The 15,065-nt window shown below is 59.2% G+C and carries 15 protein-coding genes; 6 read left to right on the forward strand and 9 right to left on the reverse strand.

Going from position 1 to position 15,065, the window contains the following annotated elements; translation table 11 throughout:
* Position 1: 1 nt before the first annotated feature.
* The 3 genes from ACIQV9_RS19125 to gpmI form a co-directional block, all read right to left on the reverse strand.
* The gene (locus ACIQV9_RS19125; protein ID WP_403104483.1) at positions 2 to 1,321 is read right to left on the reverse strand and encodes a S41 family peptidase; all 1,320 of its coding nucleotides are present in this window, start codon (positions 1,319 to 1,321) and stop codon (positions 2 to 4) included.
* Positions 1,322 to 1,352: 31 nt separating this feature from the next.
* Complete coding sequence (locus ACIQV9_RS19130; RefSeq protein ID WP_403104485.1) at positions 1,353 to 2,645, reverse strand: murein hydrolase activator EnvC family protein; 1,293 nt, start codon at positions 2,643 to 2,645, stop codon at positions 1,353 to 1,355.
* 316 nt (positions 2,646 to 2,961) lie between these two features.
* Complete coding sequence (gpmI, locus tag ACIQV9_RS19135) at positions 2,962 to 4,491, reverse strand: 2,3-bisphosphoglycerate-independent phosphoglycerate mutase (RefSeq protein ID WP_403104487.1); 1,530 nt, start codon at positions 4,489 to 4,491, stop codon at positions 2,962 to 2,964.
* A 153-nt stretch (positions 4,492 to 4,644) separates the two neighbouring features.
* Between gpmI and ACIQV9_RS19140 the strand changes: the two genes are divergently transcribed.
* Genes ACIQV9_RS19140 through secB form a run of 3 tightly spaced genes read left to right on the forward strand, consistent with a single transcriptional unit; the run spans position 4,645 to position 5,841 of the window.
* On the forward strand, positions 4,645 to 5,058 hold the full coding sequence (locus ACIQV9_RS19140) for a rhodanese-like domain-containing protein (RefSeq protein ID WP_403104489.1): 414 nt from the start codon (positions 4,645 to 4,647) through the stop codon (positions 5,056 to 5,058).
* 1 nt (position 5,059) lies between these two features.
* Positions 5,060 to 5,314, forward strand: coding sequence for a glutaredoxin 3 (gene grxC, locus ACIQV9_RS19145; protein WP_008149430.1), 255 nt, complete (start codon positions 5,060 to 5,062; stop codon positions 5,312 to 5,314).
* A gap of 41 nt (positions 5,315 to 5,355) precedes the next feature.
* Positions 5,356 to 5,841, forward strand: a complete 486-nt coding sequence (secB, locus tag ACIQV9_RS19150; protein ID WP_007949026.1) for a protein-export chaperone SecB — start codon at positions 5,356 to 5,358, stop codon at positions 5,839 to 5,841.
* Positions 5,842 to 6,014: 173 nt separating this feature from the next.
* Here secB and ACIQV9_RS19155 read toward each other — a convergent pair whose 3' ends face one another.
* Complete coding sequence (locus tag ACIQV9_RS19155; RefSeq protein WP_007949025.1) at positions 6,015 to 6,470, reverse strand: tRNA (cytidine(34)-2'-O)-methyltransferase; 456 nt, start codon at positions 6,468 to 6,470, stop codon at positions 6,015 to 6,017.
* Here ACIQV9_RS19155 and ACIQV9_RS19160 point away from each other — a divergent pair.
* Complete coding sequence (locus ACIQV9_RS19160; RefSeq protein WP_403104492.1) at positions 6,469 to 6,909, forward strand: hypothetical protein; 441 nt, start codon at positions 6,469 to 6,471, stop codon at positions 6,907 to 6,909. The genes ACIQV9_RS19155 and ACIQV9_RS19160 overlap by 2 nt on opposite strands.
* A gap of 555 nt (positions 6,910 to 7,464) precedes the next feature.
* Here the strand turns inward: ACIQV9_RS19160 and ntrC are convergent.
* The 5 genes from ntrC to glnA form a co-directional block, all read right to left on the reverse strand.
* Entirely contained in the window at positions 7,465 to 8,901 is a 1,437-nt protein-coding gene (gene ntrC, locus ACIQV9_RS19165; protein WP_064675450.1) for a nitrogen regulation protein NR(I), read from the reverse strand.
* On the reverse strand, positions 8,898 to 9,983 hold the full coding sequence (gene glnL, locus ACIQV9_RS19170; RefSeq protein WP_008024908.1) for a nitrogen regulation protein NR(II): 1,086 nt from the start codon (positions 9,981 to 9,983) through the stop codon (positions 8,898 to 8,900). The genes ntrC and glnL overlap by 4 nt, the downstream gene beginning before the upstream one ends.
* Before the next feature lie 230 nt (positions 9,984 to 10,213).
* Entirely contained in the window at positions 10,214 to 10,834 is a 621-nt protein-coding gene (locus ACIQV9_RS19175; RefSeq protein ID WP_403104494.1) for a DUF4124 domain-containing protein, read from the reverse strand.
* Positions 10,831 to 11,340, reverse strand: coding sequence for a DUF4124 domain-containing protein (locus ACIQV9_RS19180; RefSeq protein WP_403104496.1), 510 nt, complete (start codon positions 11,338 to 11,340; stop codon positions 10,831 to 10,833). The genes ACIQV9_RS19175 and ACIQV9_RS19180 overlap by 4 nt, the downstream gene beginning before the upstream one ends.
* A 298-nt stretch (positions 11,341 to 11,638) precedes the next feature.
* The gene (gene glnA / locus ACIQV9_RS19185) at positions 11,639 to 13,045 is read right to left on the reverse strand and encodes a type I glutamate--ammonia ligase (RefSeq protein WP_403104498.1); all 1,407 of its coding nucleotides are present in this window, start codon (positions 13,043 to 13,045) and stop codon (positions 11,639 to 11,641) included.
* A 330-nt stretch (positions 13,046 to 13,375) separates the two neighbouring features.
* Here glnA and thiI point away from each other — a divergent pair, with 330 nt between their 5' ends.
* Both thiI and ACIQV9_RS19195 read left to right on the forward strand, forming a co-directional pair.
* Positions 13,376 to 14,830 carry a tRNA uracil 4-sulfurtransferase ThiI gene (gene thiI, locus ACIQV9_RS19190; protein ID WP_403104500.1) on the forward strand — a complete coding sequence of 485 codons (1,455 nt, stop codon included), beginning with the start codon at positions 13,376 to 13,378 and terminating at the stop codon, positions 14,828 to 14,830.
* An 88-nt stretch (positions 14,831 to 14,918) separates the two neighbouring features.
* The coding region (locus tag ACIQV9_RS19195) for a GTP-binding protein (protein ID WP_401312813.1) at positions 14,919 to 15,065 on the forward strand (147 nt) is incomplete at its 3' end.

Below are 15,065 nucleotides of genomic sequence, written 5' to 3' on the forward strand. Positions count from 1 at the left end.
CTCAGCGACCGGAGGTGATGCTCAGCCCTTTGAGCAGGCTCAGCGCCTGGGCCAATTGGTAATCGTCATCCTGCGGCATTGCCTTGGCTTTGCCACTGGAACTGGTCGGTTTATCGGCGCCGCCGTTGCCATTGCCCAAGTGACCTTGCAGATCGGCTTCCTTGAAGTATTCGCCATCCTGCTCGTTGGTGATCTTGGCCCTGCGCACTTCGATGTCCGGGACGATGCCCTGGGCCTGGATCGAGCGGCCGTTCGGCGTGTAGTACAGCGCCGTGGTGATCTTCAGTGCGCGGTCATTGTTCAGGGGCAGCACGGTTTGTACCGAGCCTTTGCCGAAACTGGTGGTGCCCATGACCACTGCGCGCTTCTGATCCTGCAAGGCGCCGGCGACAATTTCCGAGGCCGAGGCGCTGCCGCCGTTGATCAGCGCAACCATTGGCACGGCTTCGCTTTCGTCTTTGCCGGTGGCAGAGAAGCGCAGCTCGGAGTTGGCGATGCGGCCCTTGGTGTAGACGATCAGGCCCTTGGTGATGAAGTGGTCGACCACTTCCACCGCCGATTGCAGCACGCCGCCCGGGTTGTTGCGCAGGTCGAGAATGATGCCGTTGAGCTTCTTGCCATTGTCTTTGCGCAACTTGGCCAGGGCCTTGGAGACTTCTTCGCCGGTCTTGACCTGGAACTGGGTGATGCGGATGTAGCCGTAGCCCGACTCCAGCAGCTGCGCCTTGACGCTCTTCACTTGAATGATGGCGCGGGTCAGGGTTACGTCGAACGGTGTCCCGCCGTCGCGCACCAGGGTCAGGGTGATCTTCTGGCCGATCTTGCCGCGCATCTTGTCCACGGCTTCGGTCATGCTCTGGCCGCGAGTCGGCTGGCCGTTGATCTTGACGATGAAGTCGCCGGCCTGAATGCCAGCCTTGGAGGCCGGGGTGTCATCGATGGGCGAAACCACTTTGATGAAACCGTCTTCGGCGCCGACTTCGATGCCCAGGCCGCCGAATTCGCCGCTGGTGCTTTCCTGCAATTCAGCGAAGTCTTCCGGACCCAAATAGGCGGAGTGCGGGTCGAGGTTGCTGAGCATGCCCTTGATGGCGTTTTCCAGCAGGGTCTTGTCGTCCACCGGCTCGACATAGGCTGCCTTGATCCGATCCATGACCTCGGCAAAGGTGCGCAACTCTTCCAGAGGCAACGGCGCCTTAGTGGTCGCAGCAGTGCCCGCAGGCGCGACCGCCGGGGCCGGTTGAGCGGCAAACGCCAGAGGCGCGCCGATCACCAGGGCGATCGTCAGGGCCAGCGAGGTAAGGCGGGACAAATGCAGCATGTCTAACGAACTCCTGAAGAAGATGGCGTGCTTATCCTTGCGCACGACACCATTGCGCCGGATCACTCGGGTGACCCTGCTGACGAATAGCGAAATACAGCGCTGGCGTGTCCTGACCGCCACTGTTGCCGACAGTGGAAATGGACTCACCGGCTTTTACAACGTCACCCGCAGACTTGAGCAGCGTCTGGTTGTGACCATAAAGACTCAAAAAACCGTTGCCGTGGTCGAGAATCACCAGCAGCCCGGCGCCACGCAGCCAGTCGGCGAACACCACGCGACCGCCATGCACGGCGTGCACCTGGCTGCCGGCGGAAGCGCTGATCATCACGCCGTCCCACTTGGCACGGGCATCGTCGCCACGGGATTCACCGAAGCGCGCAAGCAGTCGACCATCAACCGGCCACGGAAGTTTTCCCCGGCTTGAAGCAAAAGGGCCGCCAAAGGTTTCGCCTGAACTGGATACCAATGCGCCAGGTGTCGATTTGACCGGTTTGCGTGGGGCGTCAGTGGCGTCTGCCTGTTCCTGAGCCTCACGTAAACGCTTTTTTTCGGCTTCCTGCTGGGCGATGAGCGCTTTTTGTCGCGCCTCTTCAGCCTCTCGTGCCTGGCGGGCCAGGGTTTCTTCGATGGTTTTAAGGACTTTAGACAGGTCTGCCTGATCCTGCTCGCGGGCGGCCAGCTTCTGATCGCGCGCCTTCACGTCGTCGCTCAGCTTGGCCAGGACTTGCTGGCGCTCCTTGCGAACCTTGTCGAGTTCGTCGCGCTGGCTGTCGAGGCTGCTCTTCTGCACCAGCAATTGTGCCTGCTGCAAGGCGATGTCTTTTTCGACATTGGCCAGTTGGCGCAAGGTTTCGTTGAAATTCTTCAGCTGCTCCAGGCGGGCCTGGCTCAGGTAGTCGTAATAGGTGAGGGTGCGGGCGAATTTTTCCGGATTCTGCTGGTTCAGCAAGAGCTTCAAGTACTCCTGACGACCGTTCTGATAGGCCGCACGGGCCTGAATGGCGATCAGTCGTTGCTGTTCAGTGCGCGCGCTCTGGAGTTTTTTTTTCTCGGCATCGAGTCGCTGCAGCTCGGATTCGCTTTTCTTCAGCTCTTTTTGCAGGGCTTCGACCTGCTTCTCGAGCTTGCCCATCTCGGTCTCGGTGCCCTTGAGGTCTTTCTGCACACCGGATTTTTCTTCCTGGAGCTTGCCCAGCAGTTTTTTCAGCTCGGCAATGTCCTGACGCGTGGCGTCCAACTGTTGTTGGGTTTGCGCGCGCTCGTCAGCGAAGGCCGGTTGGAGCAGGCAAGTCAGAGCAAGGGTTATCAGGACGCGAAGCATAGAGGCGGGCGACACCAGGGAAAGGGACGGCCTAGTATGCCCGCCAAGCGCCGCAAAAAAAACGCCCAATTGGGGTTGTGTGATAACCGGAGCAGTGTTGCCTCTGAAAACACTCCAAAACCACTGTGGGAGCTAGCCTTTGTGGCGAGGGGGCTTGCCCCCGTTGGGTCGCGAAGCGGCCCCAAAATCTGCAATCGCAGCGTATTAGGTACACCGCATGCAATGGTTTTACGACTGCTCCGCAGCCGAACGGGGGCAAGCCCCCTCGCCACAAAGGCTAGCTCCCACAGGGTTTGGTGGGGTTTGCGGGGTTCGGTTACACCAGAATGGAAGTGCCAGTCATTTCCGCCGGTTTTTCCATCCCCAACAACATCAGCATCGTCGGCGCCACATCCGCCAACACGCCGCCATCACGTACTTTCAAGTCACGCTTGCCGACATAAATGAACGGCACCGGCTCGGTGGTGTGAGCGGTATGAGCCTGACCAGTGGACTCATCGGACATTTGCTCGACGTTACCGTGGTCGGCGGTAATCAGCGCTTCGCCACCGACCTTGTCCAGCGCTTCGACGATACGGCCAACGCACAGGTCCAGGCATTCCACAGCTTTCACTGCCGCATCAAACACACCGCTGTGGCCGACCATGTCGCCGTTGGCGTAATTGACCACGATCACGTCGTAGCGCTGGTTTTCGATGGCATCGACGATGCGGTCGGTGACTTCCGGGGCGCTCATCTCGGGCTGCAAGTCATAGGTGGCGACTTTCGGCGACGGGATCAGGATGCGCTCTTCGCCCGGGAACGGTTCTTCGCGACCGCCGGAAAAGAAGAAGGTCACGTGGGCGTATTTTTCGGTTTCGGCGATGCGCAGTTGCGTCTTGCCGTTTTTCGCCAGGTAATCGCCCAGCACGTTGTCCAGGCTGCCGGCGGCGAAGGCCGATGGCGCGGGAATGCTGGCGGCGTATTGGGTCAGCATCACGAAACCGGCCAGTTTCGGCTGGCGTGCGGGTTCGAATTCCTTGAAACCGTCTTCGACGAACACTCGGGTCAGTTCACGGGCGCGGTCGGCGCGGAAGTTCATGAAGACCACGGCGTCGCCGTCTTCGACTTTGACCGGCTCACCGATGGAGGTGGCTTTGACGAATTCGTCGCTCTCGCCACGCTCATAGGCAGCTTGCAGCCCTTCCTGTGCGGTGGCGGCGTTGAATTCGCCGTTGCCGTCGACAATCAGGTTGTAGGCCTGGGACACGCGGTCCCAACGGTTGTCGCGGTCCATGGCGAAGTAACGGCCGACGATGCTGGCGATCCGGCCTTTGCCCAAAGCCTGGAAAGTCGCGTCGAGCAGTTCGATGGACGACTGGGCGCTTTTCGGCGGTGTGTCGCGGCCGTCGAGGAAGGCGTGCAGGTAGATTTTTTCGGCGCCGCGCTTGTAGGCCAGTTCGGCCATGGCAACCAGGTGATCCTGGTGGCTGTGAACGCCGCCATCGGACAGCAAGCCCATGAAGTGCACGGCTTTGCCGGCAGCCACGGCTTTATCCACCGCGGCGCAGATGGTCGGGTTCTCGAAAAACTCGCCGTCGCGGATCGATTTGGTCACGCGAGTAAAGTCTTGATACACCACGCGACCGGCGCCCAGGTTCATGTGGCCGACTTCGGAGTTGCCCATCTGGCCATCCGGCAGGCCGACGTCCATGCCGCTGCCCGAGATCAGGCCGTTCGGCACGGTGGCCCACAAGCGGTCCAGTACGGGCTTCTTCGCCGCAAACACGGCGTTGGATTCAGGGCTCTCACTGTGACCGAAGCCGTCGAGAATAATCAGGACCAAAGGTTTAGGCGTGGTAGTCATGGATTCCACTCGTGGCTGAATTAAAAGAGGGCGATGGAAAAGGGAGTGGCAGTTTAAAGCGAAGTTCCGGCCACGTCACCGCCGGACGGGGTTTGGCCCACCATAGGGGCTGTGTATACTGGCCGACATTTTAACGCCCTGGAACCTCCTTCGATGGTTGCTCACCTGATTGAATTTGCCACTAACCACTATCTGCTCGTCGGTATCTTCGTCGTACTGCTGGCGTTGCTGATCGCTTATCAGATGCAAGGCGGCGGCCGCAGCCTGAGCACCGGTGAACTGACCGGCCTGGTCAACAAGGACGCGGGCGTTGTGATCGACATTCGTCCGATCAAGGATTTCGCCGCTGGTCACATTGTCGGCGCGTTGAATATTCCCCACGACAAACTGGCTGCTCGCATTGCCGAACTGGAAAAGCACAAGGCCAAGACCATCATTCTGGTCGACGCCATGGGCCAGACCGCCGGTACCCATGCCCGCGAGCTGATGAAGTCCGGCTTCACCGCCGCCAAGCTCTCCGGCGGTATTTCCAGCTGGAAAGGCGACAACCTGCCGCTGGTGAAGTGATATGAGCAACGTCGTCGTCTATTCCAGCGATTACTGCCCTTACTGTTCGCGAGCCAAGTACCTGCTCGAGAATAAAGGCGTGGCCTTCGAAGAGATCAAGGTCGATGGCAAGCCGCAGGTGCGTGCCGCCATGGCTCAGAAGGCTGGACGTACGTCCGTGCCGCAGATCTGGATCGGCAGCACCCACGTGGGTGGTTGTGATGATTTGTTTGCCCTTGAGCGCGCCGGCAAGCTCGACGCCATGCTCAAGGCCTGAACGCCTTCCCTATAAGACCCCAAGATCAGAAAGGATCTGAGATGACTGACCAACAGAACACTGCAGCTAGCGAAGAAGAAACCGCACCGCAATTCTCCTTGCAGCGCATCTACGTACGTGACTTGTCCTTCGAAGCCCCGAAAAGCCCGGCGATCTTCCGCCAGCAGTGGGAGCCAAGCGTCGGTCTGGATCTGAACACTCGTCAAAAGGCGCTGGAAGGCGACTTCCACGAAGTCGTGCTGACCTTGTCCGTGACCGTGAAAAACGGTGACGAGGTGGCGTTCATCGCTGAAGTGCAACAGGCCGGGATCTTCCTGATCAAGAACCTGGACGACGCTTCGATGAGCCACACCCTCGGCGCGTTCTGCCCGAACATCCTGTTCCCTTACGCTCGCGAAACCCTGGACAGCCTGGTGACCCGCGGCTCGTTCCCGGCCCTGATGCTGGCTCCGGTGAACTTCGACGCGCTGTACGCACAAGAACTGCAACGCATGCAGGCGGCTGGCGAGACTCCAACCGTTCAGTAAGCGTTCGATGCAGTAACGAAAAAAGCGCCATAACAGGCGCTTTTTTTCTTGGGCGGGAGATGATCGTTCCCACGCTCTGCGTGGGAATGCCTCTAGGGAAGCTCCGCGTCCAGTGACGCGGAGCGTCACGGGCTGCATTCCCACGCGGAGCGTGGGAACGATCAGTCGCGGGGTTATTTGAAGCCGAGCTGGCGCCAGCCTTCGTAGACGGCGACCGCCACGGTGTTCGACAGGTTCAGGCTGCGACAGCCTTCACGCATCGGCAAGCGCAGGCGTTGTTCGCCGGGCAGTGCATCGAGCACCTCGGCCGGCAAGCCGCGGCTTTCCGGGCCGAACAGGAACGCGTCGCCCTCGGCGAAACTGGCATCGTGGAACGGACGCGAGCCCTTGGTGGTGAAAGCGAACAGCCGTGGATGACCGAGGCTCTCCAGGCAGCTGGCAAGGTCCGCGTGGCGTTGCAGGGTGGCATACTCGTGGTAGTCGAGGCCGGCCCGGCGCAGGCGCTTGTCGTCCATTTCGAAGCCCAGCGGTTCGATCAAATGCAGGTGGCAGCCACTGTTGGCGCACAGCCTGATAACGTTGCCGGTATTCGGCGGAATTTCTGGTTGAAAGAGGATGACGTGAAACATGCACGGCTCCGAAGGTAAAGATGAGCGGCATTCTACGCCGCCCATCGATCCACGTTCGAAACTATTACCGCGGGTGATGGCTTCGCTGGCGATTGTCGGACTGATGGTGGGGCTGATGATCGGTCGCCTGACCACGCCTGACCCCAGCGAATTGCAACAGGTCGAGGTGACGGACGATGGGCTGGTGGTGTGGTTCAACAACGAACCCAAATCCCATGGCGAATTCGTGGACGGCAGCCTCGCGCTGCTGTTCGAGGCGCAAGGCAAGGCACAGAAAGGTCAGCTCAAGCTCAATGACAAAGTCGTGAACTGGCGGACGCGCTTGAGTGATGGAGGGTTGTTGCTGACGGTAGTGGCGGCCCGGCCACTGCAGGGCGAGTGGACCGGTAGCGAGGTCGATGACCGCTGGCGGCTGGAGATCCATCTCCGGGAGCAATAAAAGAGGGAATCCCCGGCCTGCCTGTACCAAGGTTCCCAAAACGGCAGGGCTCGCGCATGGCGTCGAGCCCGGTGTAAAGAAGGAACCCCTGACCTGCCTGTATCAAGGGCCCCAAAACTGGAGGGGCTCGTCGCGAGTGCGGTGTGAGCCCGATGTAAAGAGGGGAATCCCCGGCCTGCCTGTACCAAGGTCCCCGAAACCGGGTAGTGAACTGAATCACTGAATGGACTATTGCAGGGGGCGTGCCAGGTTTTAACAAGTTGAAACAGAAAGCTGCGTTGGAATGCTGAAAGCCCCGAGATTCGGGGCTTTCGTGTTTTTTCGATAGGGATTCGATTGCGAACGTGGGCGGGATTTCGGATCTGTTGCCGTGCGCGATTGCGGTTCACGGTGCATTACGGCGGTGCACTTAGTCCCCAAAAGCATATTATTTGATCGTTCCCACGCTCTGCGTGGGAATGCAGCCCGGGACGCTTCGCGTCCCTGCCGAAGCGGACGCAGAGCGTCCATTAAGGCACTCCCACGCGGGAGCGTGGGAACGATCAGGTGAGGGAATTAACCCTCTTCCCCTTCATCATCATCCCCACCATCAACCTTCATTCCCAATTCCTTGATCTTGCGCGTCAGGGTATTACGCCCCCAGCCCAGCAAAACGGCGGCATCGCGGCGGCGGCCGGCGGTGTGTTTGAGGGCGGTTTCGATCATGATCCGCTCGAACGCCGGCACGGCGCTGTCGAGCAGGCTCGACTGACCGCGAGCCAGCGCCTGATCAGCCCACTGGCGCAGCGCTTGCTCCCAGTTGGTCACTGGCGCCGAATCCTGCGGCAGGCTCAGCAACTCCGGTGGCAGGTCACTGATGTGCACTTCGCGACCCGAAGCCATCACCGTGATCCAGCGGCAGGTGTTCTCCAGCTGACGCACGTTGCCGCCCCACGGCAGGTTCTTCAGGTACTCCTCGGTTTCGCTTTTCAGCAGCTTCGGCTCCACCGCCAGTTCTTGCGCAGCGCGGCTGAGGAAGTGCTTGGCCAGGGTCGGGATGTCTTCGCGACGGTCCGACAGCCGTGGAATGTGGATGCGGATCACGTTGAGGCGATGGAACAAGTCCTCACGGAATTTCCCGGCGTGCACCAGGGTTTCCAGATTCTGGTGAGTCGCGGCGATGATGCGCACATCGACCTTCACCGGCACATGGCCACCGACGCGGTAGAACTCGCCGTCCGCCAACACCCGCAGCAAACGAGTCTGGGTATCCGCCGGCATGTCGCCGATTTCATCGAGGAACAGCGTGCCGCCGTCAGCCTGTTCAAAACGTCCGCGACGCAGATTGGCCGCGCCGGTGAACGCGCCTTTCTCATGGCCGAACAGCTCGGATTCCATCAGGTCTTTCGGGATCGCCGCCATGTTCAGCGCAATGAACGGCGACGCCGCCCGTGGACTGTGGCGGTGCAGGGCGTGGGCTACCAACTCTTTACCGGTACCGGATTCGCCGTTGATCAGCACGGTGATGTTGGAGTGGCTCAAGCGCCCGATGGCTCGAAACACTTCCTGCATCGCCGGCGCTTCGCCGATGATTTCCGGGGTGCGGGTCAAGGCGACCGGGACTTCCAGACCTTGCTGTTCCTGGGCGTGCTGGTTCGCACGTTTGACCAGCGAAACGGCTTCGTCGACGTCGAACGGTTTTGGCAGGTACTCAAACGCGCCGCCCTGATAGGACGCGACCGCGCTGTCCAGATCGGAGTGCGCAGTCATGATGATCACCGGCAACCGTGGGTGTTGTTCGCGAATCCGCGCCAGAAGGTCCAGACCGCTGGCACCCGGCATGCGAATGTCGGAGATGATCACGTCCGGCTGCTGGCGCGCCAGGCGGCTCATCACGCCATCGGCGCTGTCGAAGCTTTGCGTGGTCATGCCTTCTTGCTGCAGGGCTTTTTCCAGGACCCAACGGATAGAACGGTCGTCATCGACGATCCACACGGTTTCACTACGGCTCATGTCGATGTGGCTCCTTGTTCCAGGGGCAGAAAGATCGAGAAGGTGGTGTGGCCTGGGTGGCTGTCACATTCGATCAGGCCCTGGTGCTGGCTGATGATGTTCTGGGTAATGGCCAGGCCCAGCCCGGTACCGTCCGGGCGGCCGCTGACCATGGGAAAGAAGATGGTTTCCTGCAACTCCGCGGGAATGCCCGGGCCGTTGTCGATGATTTCGATCTTGGTCACCAGGCGATGCCGCACGTGGCCGATGGTGAACTGGCGCATGGCGCGGGTGCGCAGGCTGATGCGGCCCAGGCGCAGCTCGTTCTGGCTGCTGATGGCCTGCATCGCATTGCGCACGATATTCAATACCGCCTGAATCATTTGTTCGCGGTCGATCAATACGTCGGGAATGCTTGGGTCGTAATCGCGCACCAAAGTGATGCAGCCTTGGCTTTCCGCTTCCACCAGATGGCAGACGCGTTCCAGCACTTCGTGGACGTTGCACATGGCCAGCGACGGCAGTTTGTTGGAGCCGAGCATGCGGTCCACGAGGTTTCGCAGGCGGTCGGCTTCTTCAATGATGACGTTGGTGTAATCGCGCAGGCTTTCTTCCGGCAGTTCGCGGGCGAGCAGTTGAGCTGCGCCGCGAATACCGCCCAGCGGATTCTTGATCTCGTGGGCGAGGCCGCGCACCAGCATTTTGCTGGTTTCCTGCTTCGACAGCTGCGCCTCTTCCTTGGTGATCCGCAGCAAGCGGTCACGGGGGTGGACTTCGAGCAGCAACATCGTCGCGCCGTTGGCCAGGATCGGTGTTACCGCGTAGTCGACGGTCAGCGTCTGGCCGGTGAGGGCGGTGAGCATCGCTTCGCGCTTGGTGAACGGGTGCGCCTGCTCGACCGCCTGGCGCAGGGAGTTCAGCGCTTCGGTGGATTCGGTGAACAACTCGCTGATGAACTGCCCATGGCTACGCTGACCGCTGATGGCCAGGAGCATCTCCGCTGCCGGGTTCATGTACTCAAGGCGCAATTCGGCGTCGAGCAGGATGGTGGCGGTGGTCAGATTGTCGAGTAGCAGACGATGCAGTGCGTCACTGATGGTCATTAGGACCTCTTTTGGAGCAGGGCATGCGCGTGGATAACGCGCCGATACGAGGAAAATGCAAAAACCAAACCAAGGCTCCGAAAAGAAGCGTTTAAAGCCTGAAACGGGCGTTTGACGATCGTTTGCGTGGCGTTCTGCCAGCTTCCGCGGGTACTTTCGAACCAAAATGGGTTGGGATGTGGGTACGGTGCAACCTATTGCACCAATATAGTGCGCAAAGCTGAACGAGGTTAGAAGAAACGCAGGAAGGGATTTTTTTCTTCTTCAGGTTTGTCTTTGAGCGGACATTCCGGCCGTTGGCCGTAGTCGGTGAGGACGCAGGGTTTGACTTTGCGCTTCTGTGCGAGGGAGATGCGCAGCATCTGGAAGGGTTGATTGGCCGTGCGTTCGACGGTACGACCCTGTTCGTCGAGGATTTCCACGGACAGGTTATGGCTGCCTCGGTCGATGTTGCTCAGGGCAAATACAGGGCTGAGGCCGGGCTCGGCGGTGGGTTGGCCGTCGAGCAGCAATCGGTAGCGGTGCCCTCGTTGCAGGCCGGGTTCATTGGTGACACTGACGATCAGCTCGCCGGCATTGCTACGGACCGTAGCGTCCGGTTCCGGGACCAGCACGCGGAGCATGTCGTAGTGGAACAAAGGTTTGTCTTCGGTTTTCTGCGTAGCAATCACCGGCGCCGCCCTGGTGGGGTTGGCAGACATGCGATTGCTCGTCGCCAGCGGCACGCGCTTGGCGTTGCCTGAGCCTGGTTGGTCGGTGTAGACCCGGTTGCCGTGAGCGTCGACGTAGGTGAAGACCTCGGCCGTGACCGGCAGCGCGATCAGGCAGGCCATCAGCAGCCACATCCTCATCGCTTGTGCACCCGTTGCACGGTGAATGTCACCGTCGGGCTTTGCTGGACGATGTTCTCACCGTCGATTACTTGCACTGCCAGGCTGTGTTCGCCACGGTCGATGTTCACCAGTTGCAGGATCGGCACGTTGCTCGATTGCCCATAGGGTTGGCCGTCAAGCAACAATCTGAGCAGATGCGGCGCTTGCAGGCGCGGTTTGATCATGACGCTGACCGTGAACGTGCCGTTGTTGGCGCGCAGGGCTTCGTCGGTGGGCAAACCGGTCAGCTCCAGCACCTCGTAGGCGCTGCGCGGCTGCTCGCGATTGCTGGCTTCGGCAGCGGGCACAGGAGGTGCCTGGGGCGCAACACTGTTGAGCGGTGGCAACTCGACCGGCTGCGCCTTGACGCCGTCGGGCGGTTGATTGCTGTAGGCAGTGTTACCGGAGGCGTCGGTGTACTTATAGATCTGCGCTGCGGCGGGCAGGGCGATCAGCAGCAACATCAGTAAAAAACCACGACCCATAAAATCGACCAGAAGCGAAGGCGTTGGGTTGCAGCATAGGTCAGGGGTGGCGATTGACCCAAGGCGTTAACATTTCGGAATGATTTGCTGATCTTTCTCGAACACCACAAAACCTTGTAGGAGTGAGCCTGCTCGCGATAGCGGTGTGCCAGCAACATTCATTTTGGATGAGAAACCGCTATCGCGAGCAGGCTCACTCCTACAGGGGTTATTCGTTGGTCGTGAAATCGTGGGCATAAAAAAGACCTCCCGAAGGAGGCCTCTTTTTTGTCACGCCGCTTGCGCAGGCGCTACCGGATCAGCAGCTGTAGTACAGCTCATATTCCAGTGGGTGTACGAAGGTACGTACTTTGATTTCTTCTTCGCTTTTCAGAGCGATGTAAGCGTCGATGAAGTCATCGGAGAACACGCCGCCTTTGGTCAGGAACGCACGACCTTTGTCCAGCTCGTCCAGGGCTTCTTTCAGGCTGCCGCAAACTTGCGGGATCTCTTTCGCCTCTTCAGGCGGCAGGTCATACAGGTTTTTGTCAGCAGCATCGCCAGGGTGGATCTTGTTCTGGATACCGTCCAGGCCGGCCATTACCAGGGCAGCGAAGGCCAGGTACGGGTTGGCTGCCGGATCCGGGAAGCGAGCTTCGATACGGCGAGCGCGAGGGCTGGACACGTAAGGAATACGGATCGAAGCGGAACGGTTACGAGCCGAGTAGGCCAGCATTACTGGAGCTTCGAAACCTGGGACCAGACGCTTGTAGGAGTTGGTCGACGGGTTGGTGAAGCCGTTCAGTGCTTTACCGTGCTTGATGATGCCGCCGATGAAGTACAAAGCGGTGTCGGACAGGCCGGCATAGCCTTCGCCAGCGAAGGTGTTCTTGCCATCTTTGGCGATGGACAGGTGAACGTGCATGCCCGAACCGTTGTCGCCGTAAAGCGGCTTAGGCATGAAGGTCGCGGTGCGGCCATAAGCGACAGCCACGTTGTGTACGCAGTATTTCAGGGTCTGAACTTCGTCAGCCTTGGCGACCAGGGTGTTGAACTTCACACCGATTTCGTTCTGGCCAGCAGTGGCCACTTCGTGGTGGTGAACTTCGATGACCAGGCCCATTTCTTCCATGGCGTTGCACATGGAGGTACGGATTTCGTGGTCGTGGTCAAACGGTGGAACCGGGAAGTAACCGCCTTTGATACCTGGACGGTGGCCATGGTTGCCACTTTCGATGTCCTGGTCGGACATCCAGGAACCTTGTTCGGAGAAGATTTTGAACATCGAACCGGAGATGTCGGACTTGAACTTCACCTGATCGAAGATGAAGAACTCAGGCTCCGGGCCTACGAATACGGTGTCGCCGATACCGGTCGACTTCAGGTATTCCTCGGCACGCTTGGCGATCGCACGTGGGTCGCGATCGTAGCCTTGCATGGTCGAAGGCTCGATTACATCGCAAACGATGATCAGCGTTGGGTCTTCGGTGAACGGGTCGAGAACGGCAGTGCTGTCGTCCGGCAGCAGGATCATGTCGGAAGCTTCGATGCCTTTCCAGCCAGCGATGGAGGAACCGTCGAACATTTTGCCTTCTTCGAAGAAAGCTTCATCCAGCGCGTCGCGAGCCGGCATGGTCACGTGGTGCTGAGTGCCTTTGGTGTCCGTGAAGCGCAGATCAATCCACTTGACGTCATGATCTTTGATGAGTTGAACCGACTTCGACATAGTGTCCTCCGGGTGGCTTCGGGCTTAGTAGTGGATGCCCTTAGAATGTGGGTGATGCCGGCGCGAATACTCTGCCAAGGCAACCTGCCTCACAAGGGAGCAAATTGCATGCCAGTGCCCCACCATGGGTTTTTTGCCCCAATATCACGCTTATAAAGGCACAAAGCGTCTGTATGCGGAAAATCTCGCCCTACAATGTAGCGTTAAAATCAACAAATGACCCGTTTTGGTGCGCGCAAAACCTTCTGCACATAAACTGGTTAAACCTTGAGCAATTTCCGCTATAATCCGCGCCCCCCTTTTTCGGCTGGCCCAGCGCGCGCTGTTTTCATGAAACTAATCGTAAAAGTCTTCCCCGAGATCACCATCAAGAGCCGCCCGGTACGGATGCGTTTCATCCGCCAGTTGGCCAAAAACATCCGTACCGTGCTCCGCGACCTGGACCCGGCTGTGGTGGTGAACGGTGTCTGGGACAATCTCGAGCTGGAAACGCGCGTCAGTGAGCCCAAGGCCCTGAAGGAAATGACCGAGCGCCTGAGCTGCATGCCGGGCATCGCGCATTTCCTGCAAGTCGACGAATACCCGCTGGGTGACTTCGACGACATCGTTGCCAAGTGCAAGCAGCACTACGGTGATGCGCTGGCCGGGAAGATCTTTTCGGTGCGCTGCAAGCGCGGCGGGCACCACACCTTCTCGTCCATGGACGTGGAAAAATACGTCGGCAGCCAGCTGCGTCGTCAGTGCGGTGCCGCCGGAATTTCGCTGAAAGAGCCGGAAATCGAAGTTCGCATCGAAATTCGCGACCAACGGTTGTATGTGATCCACAGCCAGCACAACAGCATCGGCGGATATCCGCTGGGTGCCCTGGAGCAGACGCTTGTGCTGATGTCCGGCGGCTTCGATTCGACCGTTGCTTCTTACCAGGTCATGCGCCGCGGCCTGATGAGCCATTTCTGCTTCTTCAATCTGGGCGGACGGGCCCATGAACTGGGCGTCATGGAAGTCGCGCACTTCATCTGGAAGAAGTACGGCAGCTCCCAACGCGTGTTATTTGTGAGCGTGCAATTCGAGGAAGTACTGGGAGAAATTCTCGGGAAAGTCGATAACAGTCATATGGGTGTAGTTTTGAAGCGTATGATGTTGCGCGCTGCTTCCCGTATTGCCGATCGGCTGGACATCGATGCGCTGGTTACCGGCGAGGCGATTTCCCAGGTGTCGAGCCAGACATTGCCGAACCTGTCCGTGATCGACTGCGTGACCGACAAGCTGGTCTTGCGTCCGCTGATCGCCAGTCACAAGCAGGACATCATCGACCTGGCCAACGAAATCGGCACTGCCGACTTCGCCAAGCACATGCCGGAATACTGCGGGGTCATCTCGGTGAACCCCAAGACCCACGCCAAGCGTCCACGCGTGGAGTACGAAGAACAACAGTTCGACATGGCAGTACTTGAGCGTGCGCTCGAGAACGCCAAACTGGTGCCGATCGATCGCGTGATCGACGAATTGGGCCAGGACTTGCAGATCGAAGAAGTCAGCGAAGCGCTGGCTGGTCAGATCGTCATCGATATCCGTCACCCGGATGCCGCTGAAGACGACCCGCTGGGCCTTGCTGGCATTGAGGTACAAACGATGCCGTTTTATGCATTGAACGCTCGTTTCAAGGAACTGGACCCTACTCGCCAGTACCTGCTGTATTGCGACAAAGGCGTGATGAGTCGCCTGCATGCCCACCATTTGCTCAGTGAGGGGCATGCCAATGTGCGCGTTTATCGACCGAGCTAAGAGCCCGGGGCTGTATGCCTGTGGCCTGCGTCACCGGCCCCCCGACTCTGCCGTCAAGCTGTAACGGCAAGGCCTGACTCTACTGTAAATCGCTGCCAAGACTTGTCAGCACACCGAATCCTCTGATCGAGATACACAAGTGATCGAAAATCTACGCAACATCGCCATCATTGCTCACGTTGACCATGGTAAGACCACCCTGGTAGACAAACTCTTGCGTCAATCCGGCACCCTG

Source organism: Pseudomonas sp. NPDC099000, from assembly GCF_044759925.1.
In the GTDB taxonomy this organism is placed as follows: domain Bacteria; phylum Pseudomonadota; class Gammaproteobacteria; order Pseudomonadales; family Pseudomonadaceae; genus Aquipseudomonas.

What these genes read in the sequence shown, in the direction of transcription:
- ACIQV9_RS19180 (WP_403104496.1), bottom strand. Translation starts at nt 11,340, where the DNA reads ATGGGTCGTGGTTTTTTACTGATGTTGCTGCTGATCGCCCTGCCCGCC.
- glnA (WP_403104498.1), bottom strand. Translation starts at nt 13,045, where the DNA reads ATGTCGAAGTCGGTTCAACTCATCAAAGATCATGACGTCAAGTGGATT.
- secB (WP_007949026.1), top strand. Translation starts at nt 5,356, where the DNA reads ATGACTGACCAACAGAACACTGCAGCTAGCGAAGAAGAAACCGCACCG.
- ACIQV9_RS19130 (WP_403104485.1), bottom strand. Translation starts at nt 2,645, where the DNA reads ATGCTTCGCGTCCTGATAACCCTTGCTCTGACTTGCCTGCTCCAACCG.
- ACIQV9_RS19175 (WP_403104494.1), bottom strand. Translation starts at nt 10,834, where the DNA reads ATGAGGATGTGGCTGCTGATGGCCTGCCTGATCGCGCTGCCGGTCACG.
- ntrC (WP_064675450.1), bottom strand. Translation starts at nt 8,901, where the DNA reads ATGAGCCGTAGTGAAACCGTGTGGATCGTCGATGACGACCGTTCTATC.
- ACIQV9_RS19140 (WP_403104489.1), top strand. Translation starts at nt 4,645, where the DNA reads ATGGTTGCTCACCTGATTGAATTTGCCACTAACCACTATCTGCTCGTC.
- grxC (WP_008149430.1), top strand. Translation starts at nt 5,060, where the DNA reads ATGAGCAACGTCGTCGTCTATTCCAGCGATTACTGCCCTTACTGTTCG.
- ACIQV9_RS19160 (WP_403104492.1), top strand. Translation starts at nt 6,469, where the DNA reads ATGCACGGCTCCGAAGGTAAAGATGAGCGGCATTCTACGCCGCCCATC.
- thiI (WP_403104500.1), top strand. Translation starts at nt 13,376, where the DNA reads ATGAAACTAATCGTAAAAGTCTTCCCCGAGATCACCATCAAGAGCCGC.
- ACIQV9_RS19125 (WP_403104483.1), bottom strand. Translation starts at nt 1,321, where the DNA reads ATGCTGCATTTGTCCCGCCTTACCTCGCTGGCCCTGACGATCGCCCTG.
- ACIQV9_RS19155 (WP_007949025.1), bottom strand. Translation starts at nt 6,470, where the DNA reads ATGTTTCACGTCATCCTCTTTCAACCAGAAATTCCGCCGAATACCGGC.
- gpmI (WP_403104487.1), bottom strand. Translation starts at nt 4,491, where the DNA reads ATGACTACCACGCCTAAACCTTTGGTCCTGATTATTCTCGACGGCTTC.
- glnL (WP_008024908.1), bottom strand. Translation starts at nt 9,983, where the DNA reads ATGACCATCAGTGACGCACTGCATCGTCTGCTACTCGACAATCTGACC.